This is a genomic window from Leptolyngbya sp. AN02str (assembly GCF_050565595.1).
Taxonomy (GTDB): Bacteria; Cyanobacteriota; Cyanobacteriia; order Elainellales; family Elainellaceae; genus Kaiparowitsia.
Genome location: NZ_JBNXVR010000050.1, coordinates 26,397 through 46,810 on the forward strand (window position 1 = coordinate 26,397; position 20,414 = coordinate 46,810).

At 46.9% G+C, this 20,414-nt stretch carries 19 protein-coding genes; 16 read left to right on the forward strand and 3 right to left on the reverse strand.

Annotated elements, in window-relative coordinates; translation table 11 throughout:
* Nucleotides 1-2: 2 nt before the first annotated feature.
* From ACQ4M4_RS25195 to ACQ4M4_RS25230, 8 genes are read left to right on the forward strand one after another with little or no spacing between them, the layout of a single operon-like run.
* Nucleotides 3-290 carry a hypothetical protein gene (locus ACQ4M4_RS25195; protein ID WP_430687234.1) on the forward strand — a complete coding sequence of 96 codons (288 nt, stop codon included), beginning with the start codon at nt 3-5 and terminating at the stop codon, nt 288-290.
* Nucleotides 287-634, forward strand: a complete 348-nt coding sequence (locus ACQ4M4_RS25200; protein ID WP_430687235.1) for a helix-turn-helix domain-containing protein — start codon at nt 287-289, stop codon at nt 632-634. Before ACQ4M4_RS25195 ends, ACQ4M4_RS25200 begins: the two co-directional genes overlap by 4 nt.
* 2 nt (nt 635-636) lie before the next feature.
* A complete protein-coding gene (locus tag ACQ4M4_RS25205; protein WP_430687236.1) occupies nt 637-1,503 on the forward strand; it encodes an ImmA/IrrE family metallo-endopeptidase in 867 nt (288 codons plus the stop codon).
* A complete protein-coding gene (locus tag ACQ4M4_RS25210; protein ID WP_430687237.1) occupies nt 1,493-2,326 on the forward strand; it encodes a hypothetical protein in 834 nt (277 codons plus the stop codon). The genes ACQ4M4_RS25205 and ACQ4M4_RS25210 overlap by 11 nt, the downstream gene beginning before the upstream one ends.
* 3 nt (nt 2,327-2,329) lie before the next feature.
* Complete coding sequence (locus tag ACQ4M4_RS25215; protein WP_430687238.1) at nt 2,330-4,114, forward strand: nucleotide kinase domain-containing protein; 1,785 nt, start codon at nt 2,330-2,332, stop codon at nt 4,112-4,114.
* Nucleotides 4,115-4,117: 3 nt separating this feature from the next.
* Nucleotides 4,118-5,074, forward strand: a complete 957-nt coding sequence (locus ACQ4M4_RS25220; protein WP_430687239.1) for a nucleoside triphosphate pyrophosphohydrolase family protein — start codon at nt 4,118-4,120, stop codon at nt 5,072-5,074.
* A 43-nt stretch (nt 5,075-5,117) separates the two neighbouring features.
* On the forward strand, nt 5,118-5,939 hold the full coding sequence (locus tag ACQ4M4_RS25225) for a PD-(D/E)XK nuclease family protein (protein WP_430687240.1): 822 nt from the start codon (nt 5,118-5,120) through the stop codon (nt 5,937-5,939).
* Entirely contained in the window at nt 5,936-8,146 is a 2,211-nt protein-coding gene (locus ACQ4M4_RS25230) for a Piwi domain-containing protein (protein WP_430687241.1), read from the forward strand. Before ACQ4M4_RS25225 ends, ACQ4M4_RS25230 begins: the two co-directional genes overlap by 4 nt.
* A 39-nt stretch (nt 8,147-8,185) precedes the next feature.
* Here the strand turns inward: ACQ4M4_RS25230 and ACQ4M4_RS25235 are convergent, their stop codons facing one another.
* From ACQ4M4_RS25235 to ACQ4M4_RS25245, 3 genes are read right to left on the reverse strand one after another with little or no spacing between them, the layout of a single operon-like run.
* Nucleotides 8,186-8,872: a hypothetical protein gene (locus ACQ4M4_RS25235; protein ID WP_430687242.1), complete on the reverse strand. Its 687-nt coding sequence runs from the start codon at nt 8,870-8,872 to the stop codon at nt 8,186-8,188.
* Nucleotides 8,872-9,414 (reverse strand): hypothetical protein, encoded by a 543-nt coding sequence (locus ACQ4M4_RS25240; protein WP_430687243.1) that lies wholly within the window; start codon nt 9,412-9,414, stop codon nt 8,872-8,874. Before ACQ4M4_RS25240 ends, ACQ4M4_RS25235 begins: the two co-directional genes overlap by 1 nt.
* Nucleotides 9,414-10,193 carry a DUF4058 family protein gene (locus ACQ4M4_RS25245; protein WP_430687244.1) on the reverse strand — a complete coding sequence of 260 codons (780 nt, stop codon included), beginning with the start codon at nt 10,191-10,193 and terminating at the stop codon, nt 9,414-9,416. Before ACQ4M4_RS25245 ends, ACQ4M4_RS25240 begins: the two co-directional genes overlap by 1 nt.
* Nucleotides 10,194-10,346: 153 nt before the next feature.
* Here ACQ4M4_RS25245 and ACQ4M4_RS25250 point away from each other — a divergent pair, with 153 nt between their 5' ends.
* The 8 genes from ACQ4M4_RS25250 to ACQ4M4_RS25285 all read left to right on the forward strand — a co-directional run bounded on the left by ACQ4M4_RS25250 (nt 10,347) and on the right by ACQ4M4_RS25285 (nt 20,061).
* Complete coding sequence (locus ACQ4M4_RS25250; RefSeq protein ID WP_430687245.1) at nt 10,347-11,456, forward strand: tyrosine-type recombinase/integrase; 1,110 nt, start codon at nt 10,347-10,349, stop codon at nt 11,454-11,456.
* 279 nt (nt 11,457-11,735) lie between these two features.
* Entirely contained in the window at nt 11,736-12,566 is an 831-nt protein-coding gene (locus ACQ4M4_RS25255) for a ParA family protein (RefSeq protein WP_430687246.1), read from the forward strand.
* Nucleotides 12,563-13,519: a ParB/RepB/Spo0J family partition protein gene (locus tag ACQ4M4_RS25260; RefSeq protein ID WP_430687247.1), complete on the forward strand. Its 957-nt coding sequence runs from the start codon at nt 12,563-12,565 to the stop codon at nt 13,517-13,519. The genes ACQ4M4_RS25255 and ACQ4M4_RS25260 overlap by 4 nt, the downstream gene beginning before the upstream one ends.
* A gap of 169 nt (nt 13,520-13,688) precedes the next feature.
* Entirely contained in the window at nt 13,689-14,108 is a 420-nt protein-coding gene (locus ACQ4M4_RS25265) for a hypothetical protein (protein ID WP_430687248.1), read from the forward strand.
* Nucleotides 14,109-14,546: 438 nt separating this feature from the next.
* Complete coding sequence (locus tag ACQ4M4_RS25270; RefSeq protein WP_430687249.1) at nt 14,547-17,531, forward strand: Tn3 family transposase; 2,985 nt, start codon at nt 14,547-14,549, stop codon at nt 17,529-17,531.
* A 69-nt stretch (nt 17,532-17,600) separates the two neighbouring features.
* The gene (locus ACQ4M4_RS25275) at nt 17,601-19,310 is read left to right on the forward strand and encodes an HsdM family class I SAM-dependent methyltransferase (protein WP_430687250.1); all 1,710 of its coding nucleotides are present in this window, start codon (nt 17,601-17,603) and stop codon (nt 19,308-19,310) included.
* Nucleotides 19,311-19,407: 97 nt separating this feature from the next.
* Complete coding sequence (locus ACQ4M4_RS25280; RefSeq protein WP_430687251.1) at nt 19,408-19,641, forward strand: hypothetical protein; 234 nt, start codon at nt 19,408-19,410, stop codon at nt 19,639-19,641.
* A gap of 21 nt (nt 19,642-19,662) precedes the next feature.
* Nucleotides 19,663-20,061, forward strand: coding sequence for a type II toxin-antitoxin system VapC family toxin (locus ACQ4M4_RS25285; RefSeq protein ID WP_430687252.1), 399 nt, complete (start codon nt 19,663-19,665; stop codon nt 20,059-20,061).
* The last annotated feature ends 353 nt before the right edge of the window (nt 20,062-20,414 follow it).

The following is a 20,414-nucleotide window of genomic DNA, read 5'->3' on the forward strand; positions in this document are numbered from 1 at the left end:
CGATGAATCCAGCAACAGTAAGGTCTGCACTCGTGGAGGTGGTTAGAGATATTCAGACAAGCAGTGGTTATGACGGTTCTGTCGTCTCAGGAGGTGCTTGTCCACTCAAGGATTTGCAAGGTTTTGACAGCATGATTTGCGCTGAGGCAATGAGCATGCTCTCTAGTGCATTAAATGTAGAAATTGCAGACGACATGAATATTTTTGTTGCGGAGGATGGCAAGACACTTCTCACTATCGATCAAGCAGCAGATGTCGTCTATGAAAGATTAAACAAAGGAGGAACATGATGTCCGATACAGCAGATATCAGGGCAATAATTGCATTACGAATTCGCAAAGCTCGTGAAATGTCGGGACTCTCTCAGGGGCAAGCCGCTAAGATGCTTGGACTTCATCGCCCATCAGTTACGGAAGCTGAAGCCGGTAAAAGGAAGGTTTCTGCCGAGGAGATTGCCAAGTTTGCGGACCTATATAAGGTAGATGCATCCTGGTTGCTAGGCGAAGGTGAGGATCAGATAGATCCTCAAGACAGTAAGCTCCAACTCGCCGCAAGGGAAATGAAAAAGCTGAAGCCAGAGGATCTAGATACTGTTTTAGCCGTGATTGCCTCTATTCGGGGTGGGAGAAAGTAAGCATGGGAGACGCACAGAAAGATCTGGCTAAACAGGCGTTATCTAAAGCATTAGAAGTCCGGCGAAAATTAAATCTCGATTTGAAGTCACCAGTCTGCATTTACGATGTTTGCAAAGAGTTGGGCTTGACAGTTCAATTTGTTCCTTTATTCGGTATCGAAGGTATGTATTTGAACGAAGACAGAGGGAAAAGAATCCTTGTGTCTTCTCTACGTCCTCTCCCGCGAAAAAACTATACCTGTGGGCATGAGTTAGGGCATGACCTTTTTGGGCATGGATCTAAAGTTGATGAGCTAGAAGAAGCAACGAGGAGAAATCAACGTGATCCTCAAGAGTTTTTAGTTGATTGCTTTGCTGGCTTTCTATTAATGCCTAAGATTGCTGTTCTTAACGCATTTACCTTGCGAGGTTGGATGCCTGCAACAACTACACCACAGCAAGTTTTTACTGTCGCCTGTAGCTTTGGCGTTGGATACAACACTCTAATTGAGCACATGACTTACACTCTACAACTAATCACCGAGGCGAAAGCCAAGGAGTTGAAAAAATCAAATCCTAAAACTGTGCGTCAAGAGCTACTTGGGGAATCATCCAACCCTCTAATGATTGCAGATGAGCAGTGGTTGCTTAAAACGATAGATGTTGAAGTGGGGTATCAACTGCTGTTACCCAAAACAGTGCAGATAGAAAGCAATATTATTAGTTTTCAAGGAAATATTCAGCAGAATTGCCTTTTCCGGGCTGATTGTCAAGGAGTTGTGCGTGCCTACTGCCCCGACTCAGATTGGGCAGCTTTTATTAGAGTATCTCGGTTTGAATATGCAGGTTTCAGTGAGTTTCGGCATACCGAGGAGAGCGATGATGAGTAGCAATTCACCTTTGATCGTTGAACCAACTAATCTTTCCTATGCTTGGTCACAATTGTTTTTGCGTGTTATTGGTAGCGGAAGTACAAAGGCTTCGACTGTATTGCTCAGTCTGAGAGACTTTAGAGACGGGGAAGCTATCGAAGACTTGACAATTCGAGAAGCATTAGATGATTGTTTATTAGCGCTTAGTAGACCATCAGTTCATACGGTAGCCAATACTATTTTTCCTATCAATCTTTGGAAACGAGTTGGCTGCGATCGACATGAACTCTATGAGAAATATCTTGGCAATTTTTCTAGGATAAAATCTTTGGGTTGTCATAAAAATGACCGAGGAACCTATTTTCAAAGGCTCATAGCTTTTGGTGGTGATATACGAAAGGGTAAACGTCTTGATCAATGTAACGGAAATCAGCTTGAACACGTTATATCCGGATATCTTCATTCAAAGATGAGATATACAATGCTTCAAGCATCAATTTTTGATCCTCATAGAGATCATACAATAGCTCCTCGGCTTGGTTTTCCCTGCCTTCAACATCTTCAATTTGTGCCTGATAAACAAGAGAAGACTTTAACTGTAAACGCTTATTATGCGACTCAGCAGATTCTGGAGAAAGCTTACGGAAACTACTTAGGAATATGCAGACTGAGTAGTTTTATGGCTCATGAGATGAAGCTTTCTCTAAATCAAGTGAATTTCTTTGTTGGAATTGCCAAGTTTGATACAGTTCCAAAACAATCGAAGGAAATCATTACTTTAAAGGAAACAATCCAGCAAGTATTAAGCTCATCAAATCCTACAGAAATTGGTGAGGAATAAAAGATGAACAAAAACAAATCTATGTGGGGTAAACTCTTTATTTTTGAGGGTCCTGATGGAGTAGGAAAGACGACCATTTCCCAAAAAATTGCAGAGTATCTCAGTGCTAATGGTGAGGCTTGTAAACTAATGACTTTTCCTGGAAGGGAGGATGGAACACTAGGGAAGTTAATTTATGAATTTCATCATGAGCCTTCAAAATATGGAGTTAAATCAGTTACTCCTACGAGCCAACAAATTCTTCACATTGCTGCTCACTTAGACGCGATCGAGCGCCAAGTTCTACCGTTATTGGCAAAAGGTCATCATGTTGTGCTTGATCGATTTTGGTGGTCTACCTGGGTTTATGGACTGACTTCTAGCGTCAATCGCCAAGTTCTCGAAAAGATGATTGATCTTGAGAAATCATACTGGGGAGATGTTAAACCAGCAGTTGCTATTCTGCTGCGTAGAGATACTCCAATTAATCGTGAAGTATCTCTTCAAGACTGGAGAAAGTTAAGCTACGAATATGATGCATTAGCGGCTAAAGAAAAGGACTCCTATTCTGTGTCTATTTTAAGGAATGATACAGACCTGGAAATAACTCTTCAGAAAGTTAGAGAAGTTATTAATTATGCATTGATCCCTCCTGAGCCTTTGAACGATCAACACGATCAGCAAGATTCTTTTGAACAAGAGCAACTAGGACTGGATCTCGGTCAAGAGAAAAAAACTAGCTTTTCTAGTCCGATTGTTATTTCGCATATTTTACCTGCAAAACCGACCCTTGTATTTGACACTTATTGGCGCTTTGCTGTTGAGAGACAAAATATTTTTTTCCGTAAACTCCGGGGACAGCCTCAGCCCTGGACCGATGATCCTATCCTTGCCACCTTTAAATTTACTAATGCCTACAGAGCCTCTGATCGAGTAAGCCAATATCTAATTCGCCATGTAATTTATCGAGAGGATCTTCCTTCATCACTTGAGGAAGTCTTTTTCCGAATTATTCTGTTTAAACTTTTCAACAAAATAGAGACATGGCAGCTTTTAGAAAAGAATATTGGAGAAATTATTTATGGTGAGTACTCTTTTGATCAATATGACCAAGTGCTTACTCAAGCAAGGCAGGCAGGTCAATCAGTTTATTCGGCTGCTTACATTATGCCTTCAGGAGGGAAATCCTTTGGTTACGCTGTAAAACATCGCAACCATTTAAAACTGATTGAGCAGATGATTGCTGACGAATTACCAAAAAAGTTAGCGGATGCTCCTAGCATGCATCAAGCGTTTCAGCTAATACGGGCTTATCCAACGATCGGTGATTTTCTGGCATACCAGTTTGTGACTGATGTCAACTATAGCGAGATCACCGACTTTAGCGAAATGGATTTTGTAGTTCCGGGACCTGGCGCACTAGATGGAATTCGTAAATGCTTTGCTGACCGAGGAGGACTCAATGAGCCAGAAATCATCAAGTTTATGACCGAACGACAGGAAGTAGAGTTTGAACGGTTAGATCTAGAGTTTCAATCTCTTTGGGGGCGACCGTTACAGCTGATTGATTGCCAGAATCTGTTTTGCGAAGTTGATAAGTATTCGCGGGTTCATCACCCAACAGTTATTGGCATTTCAGGCCGAACCCGAATTAAACAGAAATACACAGCAGTTTCCCAGCCGATCGACTACTGGTATCCACCTAAATGGAATATCAATCAATTTATCAACATGAGTGGTGCTGGGTTGAAGACAGAAACAGTTGTACAGAAGCGCATATACAAATCTAAAAAGTCAAAACAGGAGTGAAAGATGGATTTTTGCGAGTATCAGGAGCAAGCTATCCAGACAGGGCAGGCTCTTCAAAATGCTGACGGCATGGATATTGCAATTCTTGGGGTAGTTGGCGAAATTGGTTCTCTATCAAGTGAGTACAAAAAACTCTTGCGAGATGGTGAATCTCACCGATTGTTTCCAGAGCGCATTGCAGAGGAACTTGGCGATATTCTCTGGTATCTTGCCGCCTTTGCCAACAAGTTTGGATTGGATCTAAATACGATCGCTGAGCAGAATCTTGAGAAATGCCGCGATCGCTGGGGTTGGCGCAATGCTCAAAGCAGAGAATGTGTTGCTTTTGCGTTTGACAATGGTTCACCAGAACAGGAACGTCTTCCGAGAAAATTTGAGGTAGAAATTACCGAGCTTGATCAGAATGGTTCAACTAAAATGCAAGCCTTTGTCAATGGGAAGCAGATGGGCAATGATCTGACTGACAACTCTTATGTCAGCGATGGCTATCGCTTTCACGACGTTTTTCACTTGTCCTATGCCGCTATTCTTGGGTGGTCTCCTGTTGTTCGCCAAATGCTAGGATGCAAGCGCAAAAGCCATCCCAAAATCGACGAGGTAGAAGATGGAGGTCGAGCAAAAGCTATTGAAGAAGGAATTTCGGCGCTTGTTTTTCGTTACGCTCAAGATCACGAGTTCCTTGAAGGGTTAACAGAACTGGATTACGAGTTGCTGAAAACAGTCAGAAATTTGACCTCCGGTTTAGAAGTATCTCAACGATCACTTAACGATTGGGAAAAAGCAATTTTGGCTGGGTATGAAGTATGGCGGCAGGTGAATCAAAACGGGGGTGGAATAGTCTCGGTCGATCTGAATGCCTGTTCTATTACCTATTTTCCGAGTGGAGTAAAACCAAAATCCAAGACAGCGAAGGCTATAAGTCATCCTACAGTTTTTTATTCTAATCAGAAGTGTGGATGAAATAGAGTTTTAACTCGTTAAGAATTTTTTCGGGTGTGATGAGATGAAAAAGCCTTGGCTACCTTTTTCTAGCTATAACTTGTGGTCTTTATTTGCAGCACCTATTGGACAAGAACAGTGGCACTGTGACATGAAGCGCGGTTTTGCAAAAGTCCGCAAAAAGCAACCAGAGGTTACAGCAATCCTCGCGGAAGACACAGCGCCTCAAAGAGTTGGTCTGCTGGCACAAAGAGGAGTTTATGAGTTTCATCAAAATACTCATCTTCTAAAGAGCTTGGATGGAGTTACAAAAGTAGCGGATATTTTGCAATTAGATAAAGAGAATTCTGATGTTCAGGCTCGGATGCTCGATATTTTAACCAGCTATCATGAGAACCCCATTCTGTTACAACGAAGAATTTTCAGCTTAAGTCGTGGTGATGAAGGGTTCCCAGAGCCAATCAAGCTTTACTACGGAAACACAGCATTTAACTTGTTCGCTGCGATCGACTGCATTCTAATCGAACCTGATGGAACGTTACACATCCTAGATTTCAAGACAGGCAAATCCGATTTTGATGAACGACAAGCGTTTGTTTACCTGCTGGCTGCTAGCTATCTGTTTTCCCGCCAACGTGCGATCGCCTCATTCTATAACCTTGAACTCTGCAAGTGGTCAGAACCAATCACGGCAACCACGAGCCAACTGAATGCCGTTCGGATAGAGCTAGCGCGCTTGGCTCAACGGCATGAGGCGGAGAAGAAACAGTACCGCAAGAACCCTGCGGAGTTCGATCGCATCTTCCCACCTAACCCTGGTTTTCGATGTCAACACTGTCAATTCAACTCAGTTTGTAAATTTGCTGTTCAGGAGATCTCTGCATGACTGCTGTTACTGCTGCGCCCACACAGGAATTTGTTTTTCTCAGTGAAGTGTTTCCATTGTCGATCGTCCAATCTAACCTTGGCTGTTACGAGGTGATGCCTGAGATCGATCAAGAAACTGGTAATCGCTTGAGCTTTCATCTCTCGCGGAAATTAGAAGATGCTACGGTGGTCTGGCATGAGCGACAATTGTGGGTACTCACTCCAAACCAGCGACCTCAACCGGCTCTATCGCGGTGTCAGGCGGTGCTCTCAGCCACGCAGCAAAATATTCCTGATTTGTGTGATCAACCTCTCCAGCTTCAGGGTGATGATGCTAGAAATGCAACACCAACCGTTTTGTCCAAGCTTGCGTTTCAGATTTTGAGAATTAAGCAGCCCTTCAAACCTATCTTGATTACGTCAATTGCAGGATTAGCCGTGAATCGCAAAGTTAAATTCTGGGCAGAAACGATCGAGTTTCAAGCAGAAATTCGTCCAGCAGTGACGATAGCCATTCACACTGAAATCGCGTTTTCAGGAAGTTTAGCAGACTTCTACGCCAGCAATGTAACACAGGGAAACCCAGAGGATGTTTTGATCGGCTTACCCGTTCAGGACTTTGATATGGGTAGCAGCGGCAGCATTGTCCGGTTGATTGGCACCATGCAGGAGCATCGAGATCGCCTTCTGAAACTGGCTGCGGGCGGAATTACACGCCATGCGATTCAAACTGCGCCAGATGATCAGATTGTGGTGGCAATTCAATTTGGCAAGGGAAAAAAGTTGTTTCACTATCCACTCTCTGCCCTCCGCCCCTCGATCACGACTGAAACGGCTGGTCAGTTTGGATTCGACTATGGACAGTTTTTGCGACTCACAAAAATCCCTCACGCAGAGCGACAGCGGTTGCTGACAACCTTTAAGGCGCAAGCACTGGAGGTGTTGCTTAAATACGGCTTTGAAATTGGACGAAGCCTGAACAGTTTGGAGCATCCTGATCTCTTTTGGCAACCAAACACTCCTCTGGATCAAACTCCACTGCTATTCGGTCAAGGAGTAACGGGTGTTCGAGGACGCATTCTGCACGGGCTGTCAACGGGTGGTGTCTACAATCGTCATCCAAATTTTCATCCTGGCATTATTCGGATTGCTGCTCTTAAGCTCTGTGACGGTAGCGTTAATGCTTTCCTAGAAGCGGTTCAGCAACGGTTAAGGCGCTATGGGTTTGAGAGCGAAATTATTGATCGTAAACCGTTATCCATTGTTAATCTAAGTGCTGCTGAAGCAAGAGCTGCATTGGAAAAGTCAGTCAATAAGCTGATCACCGTTCCAGTCGATATTGTGTTGACCTTTTTGCCACAGAGTGATCGCGAAGCTGATGACGATGATGGCGGTAGTCTTTATCATCTTGTTTACTCACTGCTCTTGCGTCGCAACATTGCTAGTCAAGTCATTTATGATGACACGCTAACCCAGGTTGAGCATGGGCAGATTCTCAACCAAGTAGTTCCAGGGGTGTTGGCAAAATTAGGGAATTTGCCTTTCATCCTGGCGGAACCCTTGGAAATTGCGGATTATTTTATTGGATTAGATATCTCGCGATCGCCAAAAGTTAGGCTTGCTGGAACCTTGAATGCCTGTGCCAGTGTTCGACTCTATGGTAAGCAAGGAGAGTTTATTCGCTACGTCTTGGAAGATGCCCTGCTGGAAGGTGAAGAAATTCCTCAGCGGCTGCTAGAACGATTGCTACCAGCCACTCTGGAAGACAAAACAGTTCTAATTTATCGCGATGGACGATTCTGCGGTCAGGAAGTACCCCACTTGTTGGAGCGGGCACGAGCGATTCGAGCAAGATTTATCTTGGTAGAGTGCCGAAAATCTGGCATCCCGAGGCTCTATAACTTAAGCCAGAAAACTTTGGTTGCGCCTTTGCAGGGTTTAGCCTTGCGACTATCTTCTCGTGAAGCTGTACTCGTGACAACTCAAGTCTCTGAGCGAGTGGGATTAGCACGCCCCCTGCGTTTGACCGTCCATGAAGCTGGAGAACCCGCACCTATTGAGCAAGTGGTAGAAACTACACTGAAACTCACGTTGTTGCATCATGGGGCACTAAAAGCACCGCGTTTACCCCTGCCAATTTATGGCGCAGATCGAGTGGCTGGCTTGCGGCTACAGGGCATTTACCCCAGCAGTTTGCTTGAGGGCGATCGTCAGTTCTGGTTGTAAATGTCCTCAAATCCTCTTGTCGAAATGAGAATGTATTTTCTAAGACTCCGTAATCCAAAGAGTTTGACTATCGTAAAATTCGCCTTGTTGGCTTAGCGCATATCCTCCCATCAATAAACCAAGCCACAACTCCACTATCGGCATCTCCAATGCTTGCTGCAAATCAGGTAGAAGAATTCTTGAGCCGAAACGCTGAAGATATTGGGCGATCGCCCTCGACCACTCTTCAACATTCTCCCCATGCGCCAGATCCCGAATTTGCTCCGCCACCTGAGCTTCATTGAGTGCTTGATCCGCTGCCACCTGATCGACCCAATTCAATAACGTATTCTTATCGACTTCCCCGACGACTGAACCCTCTTCCTGAGATGACTTCTGCTTGCGGTTGGCAGGGTACTGAATTGGCTCTGGTTCTTCAAACAGATCCGATACATCCAGCGTTAAAGATTGGACGAACAGATCGACACAGTTCTCTAGATTTACCACCGGCTCAGCCGGGTTATGCCGACGCTCCCACCCGGAAATTAAGAGATTTGCCCGCGCAGCATGAACCTCTGAGAGTTGTACCAACACATCTCCTACGACGGTCAACTGTTCTGCCAGAGACTGGTCAGATAGGGTTTGCTCTAGCGCGTCACAGAGCGATCGCAGATCCGCCGTCTCTGGAAACCGAGAGGCTTTCTCCAGGGACTGCCAGAGGTCAAGCTCTAACTGCTGCACTTCCATTACAGGCTGACCTCTGGATAGAGGGGACAGGGGCGAATCGGGCAATTCTGGGGATGCAGTTCAACTGAGGAACGGAAGCGCTCTACCTTGATTCCACTATGCTGCGAAAACACATCTAGAATCCGAACCAGCAGTGTTTTGACCTGCAATTCGGTCAGTCCTAGGCAGTGAACGGGTTCAACTTTGACAACCCGATCATTCCCCATCCAGAGTTCTGCACCCAAGGCATGAAGCGGTGAGTCTTTTGTAACCCGATACCAGTGAACGACCGCAGCGGGAACAGCAGGAGCGAACACCTCCAGGGTCGCCACCCGTGCAGATGAGGAAGTTCCAGAGTCTGATAACCTAGATTCGGCTGGCTGTTCCCGTCGTCGCTGCTTGCGGATATGGTTCCGGACTCCCCGATGTCGATAGTAGGAACGGCGGTTATGGCAAACCTTCGGGTTCCAGCAGCCGTCGCCAGCTGGTCCATGACGCTGTTGGGCTTCCTGGGAATCGAGCTTCGAGCAAAGCCGACATTTTTCCTGGTCGGGACGCGCCATCACGCACCTCGAATCGGAGCCAATAACTCATCCACCCACCGCTGGTCTGCTTCCGATAGTTTGGGTGGAGGGACGAGCTGATGATAATCAATGCGGAATTGGTAACTGCCGCGATCGTAAACACCTAACAGAATCGCTTGTAAATCGACAGTTAATTCTGGATCGTCGGGTTTAAGGGGCAATGAAAAGCTAGGGATTGGCTCTCTCACCTCGAATTCATACAGATCTGCCATTGGACGGCTACTGGCTCGACTCACTACGATGCGATAGTCGCTCGTATCCTCTGCCCCAATCATCGGCATGGGTGGATTTTCTCGAAGTAGGTCGATTTCAACTAGGTGGGAGGAACTGCCCAACACGCGCTGCCGTTTCTTCTCATAGGCGGTTCGTCCCTCTCCTTTGCGCTTGTTCTTAGGCGATAGCACTTCAATCACCGTAACTACCTGATGAGTCCCTACCTCCCGAACTTCTAAATAGCGCTCGTTGACCTCAACGGGCATGGGAAGTCGAACTTGTTTCGGACGAGTTTGTGTGACGGTCGTCGCAGCTTGTGCTACAGAATTTTTTGAGGCAGTCAGCACGATCGCATCAGGAATCCCTACTAACAATTCAGGATTGTCGTCATCCAGATAGGTGCGAGTTTCGACCGCAACATAATACTTGGGTTGCAGATAGGGGGTAAGCGCATCCGAAAGCGCCACAATCAAGCGGTTGTGAAACTCGTGCCAGAGAGCAGGCAATTCTAGATAGGGGTTCATGCCGGGGAAAGGGGACAGCATCCATGAAACTCCCACAGCGCCAGGATTTTTATTCAGTATACCCTAACCCATGTGAATCTAGTCGTAGCTTAGTCGTATAACAGATATTGTTGAGATATTTTACATAGAATAGGTTAAACTCAGAGCTATTAACTGAATTTGTGGTCATTTCCTATGTTTTCTGGGTCAGAAGGACTGCCTCCGATTCGATTGATTTCTACTACTAACCCTCTAATTTCGCCGCGTTCCACTGAACCCACTGATCTGCGCTGGCTCCGGGTGGAGGAATATTTTCAGGCGCGATCGCTAGCTGACAACACGCAAAAAGCCTACCGACGAGAACTAAAACGGTTTTTAGCTTGGACCGATCGAACTTGGTCAGATCTCACCCCTCGCCAGATTGCTCAATTTAAAGCGTATTTGCAGGGACAAAACCTGTCTGCCAACTCGGTAAATCGGGCATTGACCGCTCTGATGAGTTTTTTTGAGTGGTTTCGAGCGGCTTACCCAGAGCAAATTACCCATGATCCCACTACGGCGGTAGAAATGGAGCGAGTTCCCTTGCCTCCTGCCAAAGATCTATCAGAAATTGAAGTCGCGGCTCTGTATCTGGCATTGGAGGAACGTGGAGAGACAGAAGTGCGCGATCGGGCTTTATTCGCAGTTCTTAGTCATGGCTTGCGGGCGGAAGAGGTCGTGAATTTGAATGTGGAAGACTACGATGGTGCACGGCTGACGATTCGAGAAGCCAAGGATGACAGTACGGGCACTGTGCCGTTGAGCCGCCAAGCGCGAGAACAGGTGAATACCTATCTAGTTCAGCGTCGTTCTGCTGAAGGGGATCTGCTACCGAATGCTCCCTTGTTTCTGTCATGTGGGCGGAATCGGAGCGGCAATCGATTGGGGTATCAAGGTCTCTACTATGTCGTTAAGTCTTTAGGTAAAATTGCCGCAGAGCAGGCTCAATTGGCATTAGAGCGGCGGCAAAGAATTGAGCAAGGAGAGCTAGAACCCGATCCGCAGAATAGATGGGGACAGTTCAATGAGGCAGAACTCAAACAAATCCTGACTTTGGTGAATGTGCATCCTCACCAGCTACGTCATACATTTGCGACTGGCTTGCTCTTACGAGGGGTTGAAAGTCTTCATGCTCGGACACTGACCCGTCATAAATCAGAAGCAAGTTTTAAGCGGTATGCAAAACGAGCGCTCAGTGCAGCGGCTGAACGGGCATTTTATCAATCTATTGGGGAAGAGCCTCCCCAAAACAGTGAGTTGAAATGAGACGAATTTCAAAGATGGATGCTCAATTAAGCTGGTCTTGATACATACTATTTATCAGATATATTTGGTCTGATTGATACCGAAGAGGTTTTTTGGACACTGTTCTCAGTCCTGCGTGCAGGTTCGTAGTGAATCTAGTTTCGCTCAAAGTTTTGTTGCTATTTTTGATGATCCCCATGCTAAAGGGGCGTTTCAGAATTGTTCAAAAGTGTGTTTTGCAGTTGAACCACAACGTTGTGGTTCAACAAATGACGTACTCTAATACTTGGAAAAACTTGAATGAGCCGGATTATTGCTTTGTTTAATCAGGCTGGTGGGGTTGGCAAGACCTCTCTTGTCAATCAACTTGGCTACATGATTGCTTGTTGTAAGCGGTTGGATGTGAAGACGAAGAAACGGAGTAAGAAGAAAGGAGATTACTATCAAGTTCTTGTGGTGGATATGGACCCACAGGCTTCTCTCACAATATTTATGGGTCTTGATCCCTATGAATTGGACAAAACGATTTATCACGCTATTTTGCAGGATGAGCCATTGCCCGTTCATAAGGGGATTTATGCTCAGACGCAACCAGAAGATGGCACACCTGGGGTTGATTTAGTTCCTGCTAACTTGGGACTTGCTTTAGCAGAGCGTGAATTAATGTCAGCCGTGATGAGTGACTTTCGTTTGAGGGAGGCACTCCTGCCCGTTCAAGAGCAGTATGATTTCATTTTGATCGACTGTCCTCCAAGTTTGGGTAATTTGGCTTATATTTCACTGGTTGCGGCAACTCATGTTTTGGTACCAATTCAATCTCAGTACAAGGCATTTAATGGAGTGCAGCAGCTATTTGACACAATTAAACTGGTGCGGGCACGTCCAAACCGAGACCTTGCGATCGCCGGATTTGTACCAACCATGTACGATCAGCGAAATTCTCATGATGAGCGGACATTGGCAGCGATCCAAGAACAGCTTTCAGCAGTGGCGACAGTTTATCCCCCGATCGCACGATCTACAATCTTTGCAGATGCATCAGAAGAACATCTGCCTCTAGCCCTGTATGACAAAAAGCATCCCGCGCTTAAAGCGATGAATCAGATTATTCATGGACTTGAACTTCTATGACACATTCCAAAGCTTCTAAAAAAGATAAACCCTATGGGGGAAGCATTGATTTAACTAGGCTATTCGGTTCCAATACTGAAGAATTGGCTCCGACTGAGCCTAATGAACCCAAGAATCTTTTGCCGATCGCTCAGATCCACCGCAAACCTGAGCAGGTTAGACGTTACTTTGATCCTCAGAAGATGGAGCAGCTTACTGCTTCTGTACGGGAGTATGGCATCTTAGAGAATCTGTTGGTTCGTTCGATGCCAGGGAAACCTGGGGAATACGAATTAGTTGCGGGAGAGCGACGTTATAGAGCGGCCCAGGGAGCAGGTTTAACAGAGGTTCCTGCCACTATTCTTGAGCTAAGTGACCAGCAAGCACTTCAAATCACGCTGGTTGAAAATCTACAACGGGAGGATTTAAACCCGGTTGAGGAGACGGAAGGGATTTTACAGCTACTAGCGATTCGATTGGAGTTGTCTGTTCAGGAAGTAGTGTCTCTCCTATATCGAATGCAGAATGAGTCAACCCGAAATTTGAACCACAACGTTGTGGTTCAGGAAGAAGAGGTTGTCGAAGAGGTATTTAATGCCCTTGGAAGAATGAGTTGGCAGTCGTTTGTGAAGCATCGCTTGCCTTTACGTAACCTGCCTGAAGAAGTGCTTGAGGCGCTTCAGCAAGGCAAAATTGAGTATACGAAGGCGCAAACCATAGGACGGGTTAAGGATGAAGGGCAGCGTCAAGACCTGCTTCAAGCTGCGATCGCCCAAGACCTTTCGATTAGGGATATTCGTGACCGTATTAAACAGCTTTCGCAATCACAAAACGCTACTGCTCAGCCTCCCGACTACCTAAAGCGCTTCAATGCTGTAAGCCGTCAGCTCAAAAAGACATCTGCATGGGAGGATCAGGAGAAACGCGATCGCCTAGAAGCGTTATTGAAAGAGATAGAAGCATTGGTTCAGTAACCGTTCGGGATGTTTCTAGGCTCCGGAAGCTTAACGAATCATATGTCTAAGCCGAAACAAAAGCTTTTGATTCTGGGAAAAGGCACTAACCTGGGGTATGCTTTCTTGTTGGGCTTTCCAGCTTTTTTCAAAGTTGGATTTGGCGAATGATGGTTAAGGTGGAAGGAGTATGGCGCGTCGAAAGAAAAGTACGGCACCTCAAGAGGCTGCTGAGGAGACAAATGAGCCGAATGAGGATTTGATACTTGACGAGGAGGAATCGATTGAGGAGCCGGTTCCTGAAGATGAGATTATCTGTAAGTTAACTCAGGAGCGCCGCAAGGTTACTCCCGAAGAAACGATTATTCAAGATTTAATTGACCAGCTTCACCGAGAGTACCGGGTGGACTTGGCAAACATGGCGCGGGATCTATCGTTTCGCATTAGCGACTACGATGAGACCGCTGGAAAGAAAAAGAGCCTGACTCGTCGGGCAGCGCTGATTGTATATAAGACCGGAACTTCTGGGGAGACGCGAACGGATGAGGACATCATTCGGGTCGTCATGGTTGCCAAGAAAGGAACGCAGCCAGAGAAGGCCAATGTATAGAATCGGAGAAATTTTGGTCGCTAAGGCTGAAACATGAATCCTCAAAGGATTACAACGGTCTATTTTGATGAACACGACTTCTGCATCTGTTAGCGATTGAATAGCAGTTCATCATTTTCTATCCAGTTTCTCAATCTCATGTTAAGTCTCACAACTAGTTGACTCAATGGACTAAAGCTGGCCTAAATCAGGATTTTAGAAGTGTGCTCAAACGTCGAAAAACCGTGAGACTCATTAGTCCAGTACCTCATTGCTGCTTACAGCCTCTAACCTCTATATGAAGAGCATTTCAGCGCGTCTGCTGGCGTTGATTAGTTGCGGTGCCGAGCAGCTAATCTAGATATCGATAAGCGAAGCATAGCCGTCTTTTTCGGCTTTGTACTAGACACGGATTCCCGCTCATTTGAACAATAGTGAGGCTCTTTTCGTGCCTTCATCATGCCTGTTCAGTTCCTATCCGCCGCAGATCACGCCCGTTTCAATCGCTTTCCCAGTGATATCACTCCCGACGATTTAGATCGCTTCTTTTGGTTATCGGATGATGAGCATAAAGCCATTGGGCGGATCCGACGCCCTCACAATCAACTTGGGTTTGGATTGCAAATCGGATGTCTACGATACTTGGGCTTTTTCCCAGAGAATCTCCATCATGTTCCTCAAGCGGTTGTTGACTACCTGGCTCAGCAACTGGAGATCGCACCGGATGTACTGATGCGGTATGGCAAACGGGAAAGTACCCAACGTCAGCATCAACGCCAAATTCAACAGATGTTAGGCTATCGCCGTGCTTTACCGATTGATCTGCTGGCTCTGGAGCAATGGCTGCTAGAGCGCGCTTTAGAACATGATAAGCCCCTCTTTCTCTTTCAGATCACTTGCGATTGGCTCAAGCAAAATCAAATTCTGCGTCTCGGAACGACCCGCTTGGAGAAGTTGGTCGCTACCATCCGTCATCAAGCTCAAGAAACCACTTATCAACGGCTTCAACCACTACTGACGGATGAATTCCGTCGCTTTCTTGATGGATTACTCCAGGTTGACCCACAGCTCAAGAAGACCCGTTTATCTTGGTTACAGCGAACGCCAACGGATAATAATCCCAAACAAATTCTAGAAACACTAGACAAGATTATCTTTCTGCAACAGCATGGCGCAGAAGACTGGGATCTGAGCCAGCTCAATCCCAATCAAATCAATTATTTAGCCAAGGTGGGAGCTAGAGCAACCAATCAATCCCTTCAGCGTAGCCACGACATGAGACGCTATCCGTTGCTTCTCGCCTTTCTCAAACAGTCCCTCTACAACTTCACCGATGACCTGATTGAGATGGTCAATCAACGGCTGTGGGATCTATACAATGAGGCCAAACGCAACTTTGAACTGGATCGGCTCAAAGCCACCCGCACCATTAGTAAGCAGCTGAAAACATTACAGAATCTTGGTTCTATCTTGCTTGATGAACAGATAGAAGACGAGACGGTGCGAGCGACGGCCTTTGCCTATATCAGTCCGGAACAGCTACAACAGTCCCTGGCCGCTGCCGAAGCACTGATTCGCCCCGAAGATGATGCGTATGTGGATTACTTTTGCCAGTTCTACAATCGAGTGCGGCGCTTTTCAACGAAAGTGCTGGCCACTTTGCAGTTTCAAGCTCGAGGTGATGACCAAGGCTTGATAGATGCGCTTCAACTGATACACGAGATTCACCAAGGCCAGCGTCGTAAGCTACCGGAGGATGCACCGACTAGATTTATTCCAAAGAATTGGCGGGCGTATGTACTCGAAGAAGCTCGAGTCAACAATTGGCGAGGCTATGAACTGGCTGCGCTATGGGTACTCCGGCAACAGCTGCGTTCTGGTGATGTCTATCTCTTGCATAGTCGTCGATTCAGTGAGTTAGCCGCCTACTTTATTCCAGCAGCAGAGTGGCTTCATAAACGAGCTGAATTTGTGGGGTTAACCGAGACGCCCATCATGGCGACCGTACGGATTCAGGAACGAGAACAGGAACTGATGCAGCTCATGGCACAGGTAGAGACCCTCTTGAATGCAGACGATGGTGATTTGCGCGAAGAACAAGATCGTCTGGTTTTGAGTCCGCTCGTTGCGGAGGCCCAAACGCTCGAACTCCATCAGCTCAGGCAAACCATTGGTGAACGATTGCCGCGTTTGGACATTACGGATCTACTGGTGGAAGTCGATAATTGGACTCAGTTTTCAGCCGCTCTAGAGCATCTGCATGCGCCCAGTCCCCGAGATGCATCTGCGTTGCAGCATTTATACACTTGTCTATTAGCTCAGGCTTGCAATCTGGATGTCCGGCAGATGGCGACCTCCACTGGGTTAACCTATCGGCGGTTGAATTGGTACAACACTTGGTATATCCGAGATGAAACGGTGCAGGCGGCTAACCAAACGTTGATCAATTATCACTATCACCTACCGCTCAGTCAGGTGTGGGGCGGTGGGATGCTGTCCTCGTCTGATGGCCAACGGTTTCCAGCCAAAGGCTCGCTGCGTCAAGCCCGAGCTATTCCTCGTTACTTTGGGTATGGCAAAGGCGTTACGTTCTATAGTTGGACGAGTGATCAATTCTCTCAGTATGGGTCCAAGCCCATCCCGGCAACGGTGCGAGATGCCACGTATGTGCTCGATGAGATTCTCAACAATGAAACGGAACTGCCAATCGTAGAGCATACGACCGATACGGCAGGGTATACCGAGCTCATCTTTGCCTTGTTTGACCTGCTCGGTTTGCGCTTCTCACCTCGAATTCGAGATTTGGCAGATCAACGGCTCTATCGCACCCATTCCATCAACCTGGAGGCTTACCCAAAGCTGAAGGCTCATGTTCAAGACGTCATCCAGACGGCGCGGATTGAGGAAGATTGGGATGAGATGCTGCGGTTAGCTGGATCAATGAAGATGGGATGGGTGACGGCTTCGCTCATCGTCCAAAAGCTACAAGCGTTTCCACGTAAACATCCTTTGATGCGGTCTCTTCAGGAATACGGGAAGCTGATTAAGACCATTCACATTTTGCGCTGGTATGCCGATGAGGGGAATCGACGCCGACTTAATCGGCAGTTGAATAAGGGAGAAGCGTTACATAGTCTACGCTCGCATTTGTTCTTTGCTAATCAAGGTGAGTTGCGCACTCAGAGTGATGAGCAGTTACGCAATCAGGTGGGCTGCTTAAATTTAGTCACCAACGCCATCATTGTTTGGAATACGGTCTATATCGAACAGGTTCTCAGCCAACTCAGACACGAGGGATATCCAATAAGTGATGAGCAGCTCAAAGCAATCTGGCCGACTCGTCATTTGCATCTCAATGTTTATGGCAAGTATCTGTTTGAGTTAACACGGATTGGGCAAAAACAGGATCTCAGACCGCTTCGCTCACCTGCATTTCAGCCTTAGCGACCAAAATTTCTCCGATTCTATACATAGGCCGAGAATAAAAATCAGGGCGTTGAGGGACTCAAGAACTTGCTGTCTTACTTAGCACAGCAGCAATCCGGTTCAGTTATTAATCTCTATGGTGCCTGGACGAATGGTGACCGTCTTGCCTTCTTTCGTGCGTTCAGAAATCCACGAAACCAATTTATTGAAACTGAAGAACTTACAGATTTTCCGGCACCCGATGAGTCTTTAGAAGAATTAGAAGATGCCAACCGCCGCCCACTGCGAATTGCGACAAAGGAATCTTTACTCCGGGCGTTTAAGAGTGCCCATGACTATTTATATGGCAACCAGAGTATGCGAGGCGATCGCGCCTTCTGGCAACTGCTGAATCTGATCTTTTGCAAGATTCTGGATGAGCAGCAGAGCTTGCGGTTGTTTTTTGTGGGAGCGACAGAGGCGAATACTGAAGAAGGGCGTAAACGCGTAGTAGAGCGAATTAACCGCCTATTTGAGCGAGTTAAAAATGAAGAGTACAAAGATGTCTTTGATGGCAGTGAGCGGATTGAACTCAACGACCGGGCACTGGTTTTTGTCGCCACTGAGATTTCTCGTTATTCTCTGCTGGGGACAGATACCGATGCTAAAGGACTTGCCTATGAAGCCATTACCTCCAATACGCTGAAGCGGGAACGAGGACAGTTCTTCACGCCTCGGAATATGATTCGTATGATGGTGGAGATGATCGATCCTGGTCCGAACGATTTGATCCTGGACCCGGCATGTGGCAGTGGTGGATTTCTTGTCATTGTGTTGAACCATGTTCGCCGGAAATTATTGGCTGAAGCCGGTGGAGATCCCGATTTGCCAGTGCCCAGCGAGCGAAAGCGGATTGAGCTGAAATTAAAGGAATATGCCCGTAACAAGATCTGGGGGATTGATGTTGATCCAGACTTACGGAAAGCTGCCCGGATGAACATGGTGATGAACGAAGATGGGCACGGTAACATCTTCTGCTTCAACAGTTTGGAGTTTGGGGTGCCGGAGCGGGAAGTGCCGGAAATGGAGCAGTTTGCGACTGGGGTGCCTGGGCTGGCAGAACTTTGGAACCGGCGCAACACTAGCAGCCGTGAATTTGGGGTGTTTGATTTTATTTTCACGAATCCACCCTTCGGCTCCAAAATTCCCATTACCGACCAAGCGGTTCTCCAGACTTTAGATCTGGGGTATCGGGCAAATGAGTCAGGGTTGCGGAGTTCTCCGCACAAAAAGGTGCCACCGGAGATCCTTTTTATTGAGTTGTGCTGCAAATTTCTGAAGCCAGGAACCGGAAAAATGGCGATCGTTCTTCCTGATGGAATTTTGGGGAATCCGGGGAAGGATATGGAAGCGGTTCGGGTTTGGATGCTGCGAGAGATGGAGCTACTTGCCAGTATTGATTTACCTGCCGAAGCTTTTCTGCCCCAGGTATCGGTGCAAGCAAGTTGTGTGTTCTTACGTCGCCGTCACCCCGATGAATTTATGGGGACGGGTCCAGCGGGTTTAACCCAACAGCCTGTGTTTATGGCGATCGCCGAAAAAGTAGGACATGGGCGACGGGGAGAGCCTGTGCTAGTTCGAGGGGAAGATGGTCGAGAGATTATTTTTGATGATGAAGACCGGGTGCGTTGGGAGGATGAGAATGGCATTCATGAAGATCGGCAACGTCGAAAAGTGACCCAGATTGCAGACGATTTGCCCTGGATTGCAGCGCAATATCGCAAACACATCCAGGGGTTGCCATTTGAGGAGGAATAAAGTGAGGCTATAACTGTGAGGAAGGGGGATGAAATATTGGAGCAGTCAGCAGTATGGTAGGGCAATTTGACGGGCAAAGATTAGAGCGGTGATAAATATGCTGCAAGCGATCGAAGGGATCTATAAAAACGGTGCGATTGAGTTAGCAGAAGTTCCCCAAGGGATTTCTGAGAGCCGGGTAATTGTCACGTTTCTTTCGGGGCAACCAACGCCTCCAGCCAGAGCATTAATGCACTTTGGCATGTTCCCTGGAGCAAATCAATCGAGCGAGGAGGATTTTCAAGTGGCAGAGTTCCGAGGAGATGCAGAAGATGGGCTGGATTGGACATAGCTGGATTGAACATAGGTAGTTATGAGATTTGTCGTCGATACTCACGCTCTCATCTGGTTTCTGGAAGGAAATTCTCGGTTGGGTGCTAAAGCCAAAGCAGTTCTTGAAGATGCGGGTAGTCCATTGGTGCTGCCTGCAATTGCCTTGGCGGAAGCAGTCTGGATTGTAGAGCGTGGTAAAACTTCAATTCCTTCAGTCACCGCGTTAATGAATGCGATCAGTGCTGACCCGCGTGTCACGATCGCCCCCCTGGATCAGGCGGTGATCCAGGAAACCATTGGTCTATCCGCGATCCATGAAATGCACGATCGCCAAATTGTTGCTACTGCACTCTTGTTGCAAAACCAGGGTGAAACAGTGAGCCTGTTGACGTGTGATCAAAACATCACAGCATCAGGATTGGTTTCTGTCCTTTGGTGAGCAAAAGATTATGAGGGTGGTGACATGAGATCAGCTTATTTAGCTAAACGGGTTACATCTGTAGCTATCAGAGCTTTGAACTATGCTCCTGAAGCTGAAGCAGTGAAGGATAAGGCGGACTTTAAACGTGCTGTGTGTTTTGGAGACGTTCTTCGCCTCACAGGTAGTTCTTATGGGAAAGTGTTTATTCGATATGACTGTAAACCGTCTGTTGGCGCAGAGTTAGTTAGGGCGTGCTGAAAAAGTATTTCACGAGTTTTAAGAAGACAGACGGTTAAATCTTGGGATTCGCTAGAACTTAAGCAGCAGCCAGGGCGCATTGAGGATCGCGCCACTGCCGCTGCCATCGGTTG